Raw genomic sequence first — 13,052 nt, 5'->3', positions numbered from 1 at the left:
TTGGTTGATGCAGCGTCGCTGCTTGGGTGGAAGATAGCCCGCTATTATACAGGGTCACTAGGCAGCGTTGCATTCCTACCAGTCCTGACCTTGTAGAACGGACATTTCTTGATCCTGCAGGAACTTATCGGTATTGTAAGCACACCATAATTAAAACAAGGTGCATGGGCACCACACAGGAACGGAAGCGAGATGCAAGAGAACGCCAACCTCACGGTACTGATCGTCGACCCCAACCAGGGCATGCGCGGCAGCCTGCAGAACATGCTGAACCAGGCCGGCATCACCAGGATCGAGTCGGCGGTCAATGCCGGCACCGCGATCAAGCAGCTCACCAAGCGCGGCTACGACATCATCCTGTGCGAGTACGACCTGGGCGGCCCCCAGGGGGACGGCCAGGACGGCCAGCAGCTGCTGGAAGACCTGCGCCACCACCGCCTGATCACGGCATCGACCATCTTCATCATGCTCACGTCGGAAGGCGTGTACGACAAGGTCGTCAGCGCCGCCGAACTGACGCCGACCGACTACGTGCTCAAGCCCTTCACGGTGGACATGCTCAGCAGCCGCATCAAGCGCGCGCTGGAGCGCCGCAGCGCCCTGCTCCCGGTCTGGCAGCTGGCCGCGCAGGGTAAATCAGTGGAGGCCATCCGCGCCTGCGCCACCGCCGCCATTGCCAGCCCGCGCTATGCGCTCGACTTCCTGCGCCTGAAGGCCGAGCTGCATGTCGCCAGCGGCGAACACGCCCAGGCCGGGGCGATCTACCGCGAGGTGCTGGCCGAGCGCCCGCTGGGCTGGGCCGGCCTTGGCCTGGCGCGCACCATGCTCGCGCAAGGCCAGGTGGAAGATGCGCGCGATACGCTGGCGGCGCTGGTGCAGGCCAATCCGCGCCTGATGGCGGCCTACGACCTGCTGGCGCGCTGCCACGAGCAGCTGGGCAGCAGCCTCGATGCGCAGAAGGTGCTGGAAGAAGCGGTGTCGATCTCCCCGCACATGGTGCGCCGCCTGCGTAAACTGGGCGAAGTCGCGCTGGAGAACGGCGATGCCGAGGCCGCCGAGAAATCCTTCAAGCAGGTGGTGAGCAAGGCGCGCTACTCGGAATTTCGCAATCCCGAAGACCACGTCAACCTGGTCAGGGCAATGGTCACGCGCGGCGACGTCGCAGGCGCTGGCGGCGTGATCCGCGACCTGGAGCGCTCGATGCGCGGCAACGCCAACGTCGATGCCTGCAAGGCCTATTCCAGCGCCCTGCTCCTGGAAAAGATGGGCAAGGTCAGCGCCGCCGTGGCCGAACTCTCGAACGCCGTCAGCGCGGCGCGCACCAGCAGCGGACTGTCGCCGAACCTGAAGATCGGCCTGGCGCAGGCCTGCCTGGAACACCAGATGGACGAGCAGGCCTCGAACGTCATGATGAGCGTGATGGGCGATACGTCGAACCAGGTGACCGTGGACCAGGCGATGAACGTGTTCGTGCGCGCAGGCCGCCCGGACCTGGCCGACGGCATGGGCCAGCAGCTGCGCGCCCAGGCGCAGATCCTGCTCGGCGTGGCGGACGAGAAGCGCAACATGGGCGACGTGCGCGGCGCGGTGCAGACCTTGCTGGAGGCGCTGCACATGGCGCCTGGCAACCTGCAGGTGATGGTGGCGGTGGCTGGCGGCATCCTGCGCCAGGTCAACGAGCTGGGATGGGACCATGCGCTCGGCGAGGTGGCGAGCGAGCGGATCGAGCGCTTGCGGGCGATGGATGCGGAGCATCCGCGCCTGGGGGCCCTCACGGAAGAGCTTCAGCAGGCCAGGCGCAAGTACGGTATGTCGACCTGAATGTTCGCCGCTGTCAGGCTGCCCGAAGCCGGACGCATCAGGCCGGCACGCGGACCGTGTGACGAACCGAGGGAACCGTAGGGTGAACTGGAAGCCTATGAGACTTAGCAAACTGATCGTCCTCGTGCTGGCGATCTCCAGCCAGGCAGGATGCCGCGTCGTCGAGCGCATCGGGGAGTCCCGGACTTGCCCGACCATCCCGGTCCCGGAGGACAGCGTGGTCATCGGCGAAGAGAACACGCCCTTGCCCTTGCTGGTTCTCTACCCCAAGCGCCTGGCGAAAGACTTCAGCGGATGCGCCTATGCCTGGCTGGCGGAAGACGCAGCGCTGAACGGCACCGAGCTGCACTCGATTGCCAGGTTCGAGAAGGGCGTCGTCGTCGACGGCCTCATCTCGGATTCGATCGGCCCATCCATGGTGAATTGCGCCGCACGGAACCGAGAAGAGCATCCTGCCTTGTGTGGCAGCTTCGACCAGTTCTGGCGCGATACCATCGCTATGCCGCCTCCGGAAACATACACCAGGAAGTCGCGCAGGACCGGTCCCTGAAGAGAAAGCACGCCTCAGGCGCTATGGGGCGCCATAGCCCCCGCCGCCGGGCGTCTCGATCACGAACAGGTCGCCCGGCTCCATCCCGACCTTGCCGATGTGTCCCAGCGTCTCGACCGTCCCGTCGGCGCGCAGCACGGTATTGCGCCCGCGCTCGCCCGGCGCGCCGCCGGCCATGCCGAAGGGCGCATGGATCCGGTTGTTCGACAGGATCGCCGCCGTCATCGGCTCCAGGAAGCGCACTTTGCGGGTGCCGCCATTGCCGCCATGCCAGCGCCCTGCCCCACCGGAGCCGTGCCGGATCTCGTAGCTCTCCAGCCGCACCGGGAAACGAAATTCCAGGATCTCGGGATCGGTGAGCCGCGAGTTCGTCATGTTGGTCTGCACCACGTCGGTCCCGTCGAAGCCTTCACCCGCGCCGGCGCCGCCCGAGATGGTCTCGTAGTACTGGTAGCGCGCGTTCCCGAAGGTGAAGTTGTTCATCGTGCCCTGGCTTGCGGCCATCACGCCCAGGGCGCCGTACAGCGCGTTGGTGATGCAAGTGGAGGTCTCGACGTTCCCCGAGACCACCGAGGACGGATAGTGGGGATTGAGCATCGAGCCCGGCGGGATGATCACCTTCAGCGGTTTCAGACAGCCGGCATTCAACGGAATCTCGTCGTCGACCAGGGTGCGGAACACGTACAGCACCGCCGCCATGCACACCGCCGACGGTGCGTTGAAGTTGTTGGGCAGTTGGCCGGAGGTGCCGGTGAAGTCGATCTCGGCGCTGCGGCTGGCGCGGTCGACGCGAATCGCGACCTCGATGCGGGCGCCGTTGTCGAGATCGTAGCTGTACTGGCCATCCTTCAGTGCCGAGATCACGCGGCGCACGGCTTCCTCGGCGTTGTCCTGCACGTGGCCCATGTAGGCACGCACGACGTCCAGCCCATAGTAGCCCACCATCTTGTGCAGTTCCTCGACGCCCTTCTGGTTCGCCGCCACCTGAGCGCGCAGGTCGGCCATGTTCTGGTCGGGATTGCGCGCCGGGTAGCGCGCGCCCGTCAACAACGCACGCGCTTCCTCTTCGCGCAGAACCCCGTCCGCGCCGTCGACCAGCTTGAGGTTGTCGATCAGGACGCCCTCCTGCTCGATGTGGCTTGAATCCGGCGGCATCGAACCCGGCGTGGTGCCGCCGATGTCGGCGTGGTGGCCGCGCGAGCCGACGTAGAACAGGATCTCATTGCCCGCTTCGTCGAACACGGGCGAGATCACCGTGACGTCCGGCAGGTGCGTGCCGCCGTTGTAGGGGTCGTTCAGCACGTAGACGTCGCCCGCCTTCATGCGGCCGGCGTTCTTGCGCATCACGGTCTTGATGCTCTCGCCCATCGAGCCCAGGTGCACCGGCATGTGCGGGGCGTTGGCGACCAGGTTGCCTCCAGCATCGAAGATCGCGCAGCTGAAATCGAGGCGCTCCTTGATATTCACCGAGTACGCCGTATTTTGCAGGCGCAGGCCCATCTGCTCGGCAATCGACATGAACAGGTTATTGAAGATTTCGAGCATGACCGGATCGGCCGTGGTGCCGATCGCGCGCCGTTCCGGCAGCGCCTCCACCCGGCGCAGCACGAGGTGATTGTGCGGCGTGACCTGGGCCTGCCAGCCCGGCTCCACCACCGTCGTCGCATTCGCTTCGGCGATGATCGCGGGGCCGCGCACGATGTCGCCTGCTCGAATAGCATCGCGCAGGAACACGCCGGTATCAACCCAGGCGCCGCTGCTGAACATGCGCACCACTTCGCCCGGCGCCGGCTGCGCGCCGTTCGAACCGGCCGCTGCAATCGCCTCGGCGGGCGCGTCCGAGCGCCCGATAGCTTCCACCGAAACGGCCTCCACCACCAGGGCGCGCGAGGGCATCAGGAAGGAATAGCGGCGCTTGTAAGCCTCCTCGAAGGCGGCCTGCATGGCATCGGTCTCACCAAAAGGCACGACGATGGCCGAGTCCGTGCCTTCGTAGCGCAGGTGCACCCGCTGCACCAGTTCGATGCGGCCGGGCGCCACGCCCTGCCCCAGCAGCTGGTCGCGAGCGCTGGCGCCAAGCGGCTCGAGGCGCGCCGCGAGCGCATCAACGCCGGCATCGCGCAGGCGCAGCTCGACCGCCTGCTCGCGCATCGCGGTCTGGTCGGCCAGGCCCATGCCGTAGGCCGACAGGACGCCGGCCAGCGCATGGATGAACACCGTCTTCATGCCCAGCGCGTCGGCCACCAGGCAGGCGTGCTGGCCGCCGGCGCCGCCGAAGCTGGTCAGCGCATATTCCGTCACGTCGTGGCCGCGCTGCACCGAGATCTGCTTGATGGCGTTGGCCATGTTGCCGACCGCGATCTGGATGAAGCCCTCGGCTACCGCTTCCGGCGCGGGCGTGCTGCCCGTCGCCTGCCCGATGTGCTCCGCCAACGCGGCGAATCCTGCCCGCACGGCGTCCAGGTCGAGCGCTTCGTCGCCGCCTTTGCCGAACAAGCGCGGGAAGTGGCGCGGCTGGATCTTGCCGAGCATGACATTGCAGTCGGTGACCGCCAATGGCCCGCCGCGGCGGTAGCTGGCGGGGCCCGGATTAGCGCCGGCGCTGTCGGGACCGACGCGGTAGCGGGTGCCGTCGAAATGCAGGATCGAACCGCCGCCCGCGGCCACCGTGTGGATGCTCATCATCGGCGCGCGCATGCGCACGCCGGCGACCTGGGTCTCGAACACGCGCTCGAACTCGCCCGAGAAATGCGAGACGTCGGTCGAGGTGCCGCCCATGTCGAAGCCGATCACGCGCTCGAAACCGGCTGCTTGGCTCGCGCGCACCATGCCGACGATGCCGCCGGCGGGGCCGGACAGGATGCTGTCCTTGCCCTGGAAGGCGCGCGCATCGGTCAAACCGCCGCTCGACTGCATGAACTGCAGGTTCACGCCCGGCAGCTCGCCGGCCACCTGGTCGACGTAGCGGCGCAGGATAGGCGACAGGTAGGCGTCGACCACGGTGGTGTCGCCGCGCGCCACCAGCTTCATCAGGGGGCTGGCCTCGTGCGATACCGAGATTTGGGTGTAGCCGATCGCGCGCGCGATGCGTGCTGTCGCCACTTCATGCTCCGTGTAGCGGTAGCCGTGCATGAACACGATGGCGACCGAGCGTAGGCCGCAGTCATAGGCCTGCTGCAGCGCGGCGCGGGTGGCGGCTTCGTCCAGCGGCTGCACGACCTCGCCGTGCGCGCCCATGCGCTCGTCGATTTCAATGACCTCCGCGTACAGCAGCTCGGGCAGCACGATGTGGCGGTCGAACAGGCGCGGCCGGTTCTGGTAGGCGATGCGCAAGGCGTCGCGAAAGCCCCGGGTGATTGCCAGCACGGTCGGTTCGCCCTTGCGCTCGAGCAGCGCATTGGTGGCGACGGTCGTGCCCATCTTGACCGCCTCCACCTGCGCCACCGGCACCGCCTCGTCCTTCGCCACGCCCAGCAGGTGGCGGATGCCGGCCACGGCTGCGTCGCGGTACTGTTCGGGGTTCTCGGACAGCAGCTTGTGGGTGAGCAGCTGGCCGTCGGGCCTGCGTGCCACGATGTCGGTGAAGGTGCCGCCGCGATCGATCCAGAACTGCCAGTCCATGTACAACCTCCCTTGCGACGCGATCCAAAACGCCTATTGTAGTCCGGGCGCGCGACTGTTTTGGCCAAAATGCATGACAATAGGATCATGGACAATCCCCTGTATACCGTCGCGCAGCTGCGCGAGATCGAACGGGCCGCCTATGCGGAGCTCGAACCTGGAACCTTGATGCGCCGTGCCGGCGCAGCGGCCGCGAAGTATGCGCTGGAACTGCTGGGCGACAAGCGCGACTTGCCCGTCCTGCTGCTGGCCGGCCCCGGCAACAACGGCGGCGATGCGCTGGAGATGGCGGCCGTCCTTGCCGACGCAGGCGTCGATGCGACCGTGCTCTACCCGCCCGGCCAGCGCGAGACCTCGGACGAGGCGGCGAGCGCGCACGAACGCGCACGCGACGGCACGGTCGGCTTCATCGACATGCTGCCCCCTGGTGCGCAGTGGGGCCTGGTCGTGGACGGCCTGTTCGGCATCGGCCTGACGCGTCCGATCGAGGGCGAGTACCGTGCGCTGGTGGCCTCGCTCGACGATGTGCGCTGCCCGATCCTGGCGCTGGACGTGCCGAGCGGACTGGATGCCGACACCGGCGCCGTGATCGGCCCCGACGGCATCGCAGTCCGGGCGACTCACACCATCACCTTCCTGGGCGACAAGCCGGGCCTGCACACGGCCGATGGGCGCGACCATGCGGGCCAGGTGCGGGTCGAGCCGCTCGGCGTCGCACCAAATCTGCTCCCGGCGCCCGCCGCCCGCCTCGGGTCGGCCGACAGCTTTGCGCAGCACCTGTCCGGCCGCCGCCGCAACACCCACAAGGGCAGCTTCGGCGACGTCGCCGTGATCGGCGGCGCCCATGGCATGGCGGGCGCCCCGGTGCTGGCCGCGCGCGGCGCCCTGTTTGCCGGCGCCGGCCGGACCTTTGTCGCGATGATCGATCCCGGGCCGGGCTACGACAGCGTGCAGCCCGAGATCATGTTCCGGCTGGCCGACGAGTTCGAGTTCGACAAGCGCACGCTGGTGATCGGCCCCGGCATGGGCGGCTCGGCCAGTGCCATGCGCCTGCTGGCCAGGGCCCTCGACAGCGACTGCCCGCTGGTGATCGATGCCGATGCGATCACCCTGATCGGCGCCAGTCCCGACCTGTTGAAACGCCTGGCGCAAAGAAGCAGCCCGGCCGTGCTCACGCCTCACCCCCTGGAAGCCGCGCGCCTGCTCGGCATGACGGCGCCCGGCATCCAGGCCGACCGCCTGGCGGCCGCGCGCGAGATCGCTTTGCGCAGCAATGCGGCGGTGATCCTCAAGGGTTCGGGCTCGGTGATCGCGCGCCCGGATGGGGCGATACTGATTAACCCCACCGGCAATGCCGGCCTGGCGACGGCCGGCAGCGGCGACGTGCTGGCGGGGATTTGCGGTGCGCTGCTGGCGCAGGGCTGGCCGGCATGGGAAGCGGCGGCAGGTAGCGCCTGGATCCACGGCACCGCGGCGGACCTGCTGGTCGCGCACGGGGTTGGTCCAATCGGCATGACGGCCGGCGAGTTGCCGGGCGCGGCGCGCGCCGTCCTGAACCTGCTGGTGGCGGAGAAGCCGGCTTGAGCCTCAGGCCAGGCGCCCGGCGGCGATGGTGATGGTGCGGCCGCAGCGCGCCGCCATGGCCGGATCGTGCGTCACCAGCACGAGGGTCGAGCCGCGCTCGCGGTTCAGTTCGAACATCAGCCCAATGATCGCTTCGCCGGTGGCGGCGTCCAGGCTGCCGGTCGGCTCGTCGGCGAACAGCAGCGGCGGTTCGGTGACAAAGGCACGGGCCAGGGCTACGCGCTGCTGCTCGCCGCCCGACAGGTACTTGGGATAGTGGCGCAGGCGGCTGGACAGGCCCACGCGTCCCAGCATGGCCTCGGCTTTGGCGCGGGCATCATTGTCGCCACGCAGTTCCAGCGGCAACATCACGTTTTCCACGGCATTCAGGTGGGCCAGCAACTGGAAAGACTGGAACACGAAGCCCAGCTTGGCCTTGCGGAAGGCGGCGCGCCCATCCTCGTCGAGCGCGAAAATGTCGGTACCGTCGAGCAGGACCTTGCCGCTCGATGGCGTATCCAGGCCGGCAAGCAGGCCCAGCAAAGTCGATTTGCCCGAGCCGGAGGCACCGACGAGCGCGAGCGTCTCGGCCGGTTGCACGGTAAAATCGATGTTTTGCAGGATGGTGAGTTCGCCGCTGGCATCCGCCACCCGCTTCGACAGGCCGCTGACCGCGATTGCCGCCGGCCGGCCTGGCGCTGCAGCGCCGGCCGTCATACCATTCTTGAACACCTCGGGGTTATCACGCATGCTAGCCATTCTTAAAAAGTTGTCTCTCGTCTTCATCGTGACGCTGGCCGCGTCGGGCAGCGCCTATTCTGCACCAAAAACCATCCTCGTGTTGGGCGACAGCCTCTCGGCCGAGTACGGCATCGCGCGCGGCGCCGGCTGGGTCGCGCTGCTCGAACAAAAGCTCAAGGCCGAAAACATCCCGGCCAAGGTCGTCAACGCCAGCATCAGCGGCGAGACCACGATCGGCGGACGTACCCGCCTGCCGGCGCTGCTCGACCAGCACAAGCCGAACATCGTCGTGATCGAACTGGGCGCCAACGACGGCCTGCGCGGCCTGCCCGTGGCCTCGGCCGAAGGCAACCTGCGCGTTATGGTCGACATGGCGCAAAAGAAAAATGCGAAGGTGATGCTGGTGGGGATGCGCATGCCGCCGAACTACGGGCGCGCCTACACCGAAAGCTTTTTCAACATGTTCAAGAAGATTTCAAGCGACACCAAATCGCCGCTGGTGCCCTTCATGCTGGACGGCGTGGCCGACAAGCCGTCCCTGTTTCAGCAGGACCGCATGCACCCGCTTGCTGCGGCCCACCCCATCATCCTGAACAACATCTGGCCGCAGTTCGCGCCACTCGTGAAAAAATAATGAAATACCCAGCCGTCCTGAACTTCGCCGACATCCTTCCCGAACTCGATACCTACGACACCATCATCGACGCGCGCAGCGAGTCGGAATATGCGCTCGACCGCATCCCCGGCGCGATCAATGCGCCGGTGCTCGACGACGAGCAGCGCGTGCGCGTCGGCACCCTGTACAAGCAGGTCGGCGCCTTCGAGGCGAAAAAGGTGGGCGCGCCGCTGGTGGCCGCCAACATCGCGCGCCATATCGAGGCCCTGTGGGCCGACAAGCCGCGCGACTGGAAGCCGCTGGTGTACTGCTGGCGCGGCGGCAACCGCAGCGGCTCGATGGCCCACATCCTGGCCAAGATCGGCTGGCCGGTAGTGCAGCTCGACGGCGGCTACAAAGCCTACCGCGCTCACGTGGCAAGCGCGCTGGAGAACCCGCCGCAACTGGATTTCCGTGTCGTGTGCGGCACCACGGGCAGCGGCAAGAGCCGCCTGCTGGAGACCCTCGACCGCATCGGCGCGCAGGTGCTCGACCTGGAGAAGCTGGCGGCGCACCGCGGCTCGGTGCTGGGCCACCTGCCGGACGAGCCGCAGCCGAGCCAGAAGATGTTCGAGAGCCAGGTCTGGGACAAGCTGCGGCACTTCGATCCAGCCAAGCCCGTGTTCGTGGAATCCGAGAGCAAGAAGGTCGGCAACCTGCGCGTACCGGACGCGGTCATGGCAGGCATGCGCGCCTCGCCCTGCATCTCGCTCTCGCTGTCGCGCGAGAACCGGGTGCGGCTCCTGATGGAAGACTACGCGCACTTCTGCAAGAACCCGGACGCGCTCACCGGGCAGCTGGCCCACCTGGTGCAGCTGCACGGGAACGACAAGATCAAGGCCTGGCGCGACATGGCCAACAGCGGCGCGATGGCCGAGCTGGTGGACCAGCTGCTGGTGGAGCACTACGATCCGGCCTACCTGCGCTCGATCGACCGGAATTTCGTGCAGTTTCCGAAGGCGGAGGTGCTGGAGTTGAACGACATTGCCGAGCAAGATTTCGTGGCGGCGGCACGGCGCTTGCACGCTGCCTGAACACCCGCTACGGCATTTTTTCCACTAGCCTTCGAATTGTCATCCCGGCGCAGGCCGGGATCCAATGCCCTTGAGTAGTGAGAACGCATGCACTCGTGGCTGCGCACGCAAACTTGGATTCCGGCCTTCGCCGGAAGTCATGGGCGCCAGTGGCGCGCATGACGTGCCAAGGCTGCGGGTCGACACAAGCTGCGCCCTGCTCACGAGACCGAAAAAACAAAAAGCCCGGCTGCTCACACAGCCGGGCTTTTTTGCATCCTACCTGTCAACCGCGATCACTCGCCTTCCGGCTTGGCGCCCAGCTGCGACGCGTTCACGTTGACCTTGGCCTTGGCCTTGGTCTTGAGCGCCTCGACATAGTTGAACAGCTCTGCCTGGCCCACCAGGCCCGAGATCTGCTGCGCTTCCTGCTTGCGACGGTTCACGTCCGGGTTGGCCGGCTGCGACACCTTGTTGATGCGGTAGACGCCGTAGCCCTGGCCCGGAATCTCCACGCCGACGTAGGCCGGCAGCTTGGTCGCATCCGCCTTCAGCACCGCGATCGCAGCCGTGGTGTTGATGGTCGGTTCCTTGGTGCGGGTCACGACTTGTGGCGCGCCGAAGCCGGTCGCATCGCCCGACGCCTTGGCGGCGGCCAGCTTCTGCTCGCCGGCGGCTTTGGCCAGGCGCGCTGCCTCTTCCAGCGTGACGCGCTGGCGGATCATGGCGTCGACCTCGGCCAGCGGGCGCTTGGTGGCCGGCTTGAACTCGACCACCCGGCCCGAGATCAGCACGCTCGGCGACACTTCCACGGCTTCGGTGTTGCGCTTGTTCTTGACGGAGTCGGTACCGAACAGCGCGGCCAGGAACTTCTCGTTGTTGAACGGCGCCTCGCCCAGCTGCGGATTCGGCTTGCGGGTCAGGCCGTCGACGGTCTGGATCTTCAGGCCCAGTTTGTCGGCCACCGGCTTCAGGCTTTCCGACTGCTCGTAGACCATGTTGGTGAAGGTCTCGGCCATTTCCGAATAACGCTTCGACATCTTCTGCTTCTTCAGGTCGGCGGCGATGTCATCCTTCGCGGCTTCGAGCGGCTTCTGTGCGGCCGGCTTGAGCGAGGTGAGCTTGATGATGTGGTAGCCGAACTCCGACTGCACCACGCCGCTCACTTCGCCTTCCTTGAGCGCATAGATCGCGTCTTCCACCGGCTTCACGAACGTGCCCTTCTCGACCACGCCGAGGTCGCCGCCGGCCTGGGCCGAGCCCTGGTCCTGCGACTGCGCCTTGGCGATCTCGGCGAAGTTCGCCGGGTTCTTGCGCACTTCAAGCAGCACCGCCTCGGCCTTGGCCTTGGCTGCAGCCTGCTCGGCCGGCTTGGCGTCGCGGCTGGCGTTGATCAGGATGTGGCTCGCGGTACGCTGTTCCGGCGTGGTGTAGCTCTTGAGGTTCTTGTTGTAGTAGTCGCTGACTTCGGCGTCGCTGACCTGCACTTGGCTCTCCACCGCGGCGGCGTCGAACACGACGTACTCGGCCTTTACCTGCTCGGGGATGGTGAACAGCTGGGCGTTCTTGTCGTAGTAGGCCTTGACCATCGCGTCGGTGACCTTCACCTGCGGCAAGTACTGCGCGACCGGGAACAGCATCTCCTGGACTTCGCGTTCCTGGTCGCTGATGCTCGACAGGCGCTCGCTCACCGAACGCGGCGCGAACGCGGTGCCCTGGATCGAGCCGGTCAGCTGCTCCAGGGTCAGGTCGCGGCGCAGGCGCTGGTCGAACATCGCCGGGGTCATGCCCTGGGCAGCCAGCGCTTGCTTGTACTGCTCCATGTCGAAGCTGCCGTCCGGCTTGCGGAACTGCTGGTACTCGCCGATCTTCCTGGCCAGCGCGGCGTCGCCCACGGTCATGTGGGTGCGCGCGAGCTCGGCGTTGATGGCGCGTTCGGCCACCAGGTTGTTCAGGATCGCCTGCTTGGCTTCCGGCGTCTCGAACATCTTCTGGTCGAACTGCGGGCCCATCATCTGGCGCGCCTGGTCGATCTGGCGGCGCTGGGCTTCTTCCCATTCCTGCTGGGTGACCTTCTGGCCGGCCACGGTCGCCACGCTTGACGCCGCGTCGCCACGGTCCTGGTAGCTCTCGACACCGACTAACACGAACGAAGGCACGATCAGGACGAGCAGCAGGCCCTGCATCACGCGCTTGTTGTTACGGACAAAATCAAACATGGTCAGCCATTCAAGGTTGATAATGCTCTAGAACCTATCCCAGTAGGCGGGAGTCGCTGCTGCCGCGCCTGGCAAGCGGGGGCGGCGTTGCTCGTCGTTGCATGGCGAGCCATGCGGCCTCCTCGCGCCTTGCCCGCGCTTGCCATGCATCGGCATCTGCTTCCCCCCACCCACTGGGATAGGTTCTTCACAGCACAAGTTAAAAAAAAAGGCGAACTCGCGTTCGCCCCTTCTTGTCTCCCTCGGCATCGTCGGACACCTCAGGCAATACTGAATTCTGGCGGAGCGGACGGGGCTCGAACCCGCGACCCCCGGCGTGACAGGCCGGTATTCTAACCAACTGAACTACCGCTCCAGACTAATGTGGTGAATGTTGGCGGAGCGGACGGGGCTCGAACCCGCGACCCCCGGCGTGACAGGCCGGTATTCTAACCAACTGAACTACCGCTCCAACAAAAACACGACATCGCATTACCTTTGCAGGTAGTGCCTCTGCGTGTCACCGCAGAGAAGGCATTAGTTTACAGCATCTTTCAGAGCTTTACCAGCCTTAAATTTCGGAACCTTTGCAGCTGCAATCTTGATCGGTTCCTTGGTGCGCGGATCGCGGCCGGTGCGGGCAGCGCGTTCGCCCACGGTGAAGGTGCCGAAGCCGACCAGCGTGACGCTGTCGTTCTTCTTCAGGGACTCGGTCACGGCTCCGATCATGGCGTCGAGAGCACGCGTCGCCGAGGCCTTGGTAATGTCCGCGGACTTCGCGATTTCTTCGATCAGTTCTGTCTTGTTCACTCTAACCCTCGTGTATACGTTGGACGCCGGGGCGCCTTCCTGCAAAAGTGCAAGCCGGTATTAAACAAGGGCAACATTGG

Annotated in this window: 9 protein-coding genes and 2 tRNA genes; 5 read left to right on the top strand and 6 right to left on the bottom strand. The window is 66.2% G+C overall.

Annotation, left to right across the window (positions count from 1 at the left end; translation table 11 throughout):
* The first annotated feature begins 192 nt into the window (after positions 1 to 192).
* Both FG94_RS01750 and FG94_RS01745 read left to right on the top strand, forming a co-directional pair.
* Positions 193 to 1,821, top strand: a complete 1,629-nt coding sequence (locus tag FG94_RS01750) for a tetratricopeptide repeat protein (protein ID WP_036206161.1) — start codon at positions 193 to 195, stop codon at positions 1,819 to 1,821.
* 97 nt (positions 1,822 to 1,918) lie between these two features.
* Positions 1,919 to 2,371 carry a hypothetical protein gene (locus FG94_RS01745; protein WP_036206159.1) on the top strand — a complete coding sequence of 151 codons (453 nt, stop codon included), beginning with the start codon at positions 1,919 to 1,921 and terminating at the stop codon, positions 2,369 to 2,371.
* Between the two features lie 21 nt (positions 2,372 to 2,392).
* On the opposite strand, the gene FG94_RS01740 is transcribed toward FG94_RS01745, so the two are convergent.
* The gene (locus FG94_RS01740; protein ID WP_036206156.1) at positions 2,393 to 5,992 is read right to left on the bottom strand and encodes a hydantoinase B/oxoprolinase family protein; all 3,600 of its coding nucleotides are present in this window, start codon (positions 5,990 to 5,992) and stop codon (positions 2,393 to 2,395) included.
* Between the two features lie 87 nt (positions 5,993 to 6,079).
* On the opposite strand from FG94_RS01740, the gene FG94_RS01735 reads away from it, so the two are divergent.
* Entirely contained in the window at positions 6,080 to 7,576 is a 1,497-nt protein-coding gene (locus FG94_RS01735) for a bifunctional ADP-dependent NAD(P)H-hydrate dehydratase/NAD(P)H-hydrate epimerase (protein WP_036206155.1), read from the top strand.
* Between the two features lie 3 nt (positions 7,577 to 7,579).
* On the opposite strand, the gene FG94_RS01730 is transcribed toward FG94_RS01735, so the two are convergent.
* Positions 7,580 to 8,305, bottom strand: a complete 726-nt coding sequence (locus tag FG94_RS01730; RefSeq protein ID WP_036206152.1) for an ABC transporter ATP-binding protein — start codon at positions 8,303 to 8,305, stop codon at positions 7,580 to 7,582.
* On the opposite strand from FG94_RS01730, the gene FG94_RS01725 reads away from it, so the two are divergent.
* Together FG94_RS01725 and mnmH are read left to right on the top strand one after the other, a co-directional pair.
* Complete coding sequence (locus tag FG94_RS01725; protein WP_036206149.1) at positions 8,304 to 8,930, top strand: arylesterase; 627 nt, start codon at positions 8,304 to 8,306, stop codon at positions 8,928 to 8,930. The two genes, FG94_RS01730 and FG94_RS01725, sit on opposite strands and share 2 nt — an antisense overlap.
* Positions 8,930 to 9,985, top strand: coding sequence for a tRNA 2-selenouridine(34) synthase MnmH (gene mnmH, locus FG94_RS01720; protein WP_036206146.1), 1,056 nt, complete (start codon positions 8,930 to 8,932; stop codon positions 9,983 to 9,985). The genes FG94_RS01725 and mnmH overlap by 1 nt, the downstream gene beginning before the upstream one ends.
* 275 nt (positions 9,986 to 10,260) lie before the next feature.
* Here the strand turns inward: mnmH and FG94_RS01715 are convergent, their stop codons facing one another.
* The 4 genes from FG94_RS01715 to FG94_RS01700 all read right to left on the bottom strand — a co-directional run bounded on the left by FG94_RS01715 (position 10,261) and on the right by FG94_RS01700 (position 13,017).
* On the bottom strand, positions 10,261 to 12,183 hold the full coding sequence (locus tag FG94_RS01715) for a SurA N-terminal domain-containing protein (protein WP_081925721.1): 1,923 nt from the start codon (positions 12,181 to 12,183) through the stop codon (positions 10,261 to 10,263).
* 278 nt (positions 12,184 to 12,461) lie between these two features.
* Positions 12,462 to 12,538 (bottom strand) — tRNA-Asp (locus FG94_RS01710).
* Between the two features lie 19 nt (positions 12,539 to 12,557).
* Positions 12,558 to 12,634 (bottom strand) — tRNA-Asp (locus tag FG94_RS01705).
* A gap of 65 nt (positions 12,635 to 12,699) precedes the next feature.
* A complete protein-coding gene (locus tag FG94_RS01700) occupies positions 12,700 to 13,017 on the bottom strand; it encodes an HU family DNA-binding protein (protein ID WP_161783926.1) in 318 nt (105 codons plus the stop codon).
* Between the last annotated feature and the right edge of the window lie 35 nt (positions 13,018 to 13,052).

The organism is Massilia sp. LC238, assembly GCF_000735635.1.
GTDB lineage: Bacteria > Pseudomonadota > Gammaproteobacteria > Burkholderiales > Burkholderiaceae_D > Telluria > Telluria varians.
This window is presented reverse-complemented; position numbering and strand designations above follow the sequence as displayed.

Excerpts from the sequence above, each read along its gene's own strand:
- FG94_RS01750 (WP_036206161.1), top strand. The coding sequence starts at position 193 with ATGCAAGAGAACGCCAACCTCACGGTACTGATCGTCGACCCCAACCAG.
- FG94_RS01745 (WP_036206159.1), top strand. The coding sequence starts at position 1,919 with ATGAGACTTAGCAAACTGATCGTCCTCGTGCTGGCGATCTCCAGCCAG.
- FG94_RS01740 (WP_036206156.1), bottom strand. The coding sequence starts at position 5,992 with ATGGACTGGCAGTTCTGGATCGATCGCGGCGGCACCTTCACCGACATC.
- FG94_RS01735 (WP_036206155.1), top strand. The coding sequence starts at position 6,080 with ATGGACAATCCCCTGTATACCGTCGCGCAGCTGCGCGAGATCGAACGG.
- FG94_RS01725 (WP_036206149.1), top strand. The coding sequence starts at position 8,304 with ATGCTAGCCATTCTTAAAAAGTTGTCTCTCGTCTTCATCGTGACGCTG.
- FG94_RS01730 (WP_036206152.1), bottom strand. The coding sequence starts at position 8,305 with ATGCGTGATAACCCCGAGGTGTTCAAGAATGGTATGACGGCCGGCGCT.
- mnmH (WP_036206146.1), top strand. The coding sequence starts at position 8,930 with ATGAAATACCCAGCCGTCCTGAACTTCGCCGACATCCTTCCCGAACTC.
- FG94_RS01715 (WP_081925721.1), bottom strand. The coding sequence starts at position 12,183 with ATGTTTGATTTTGTCCGTAACAACAAGCGCGTGATGCAGGGCCTGCTG.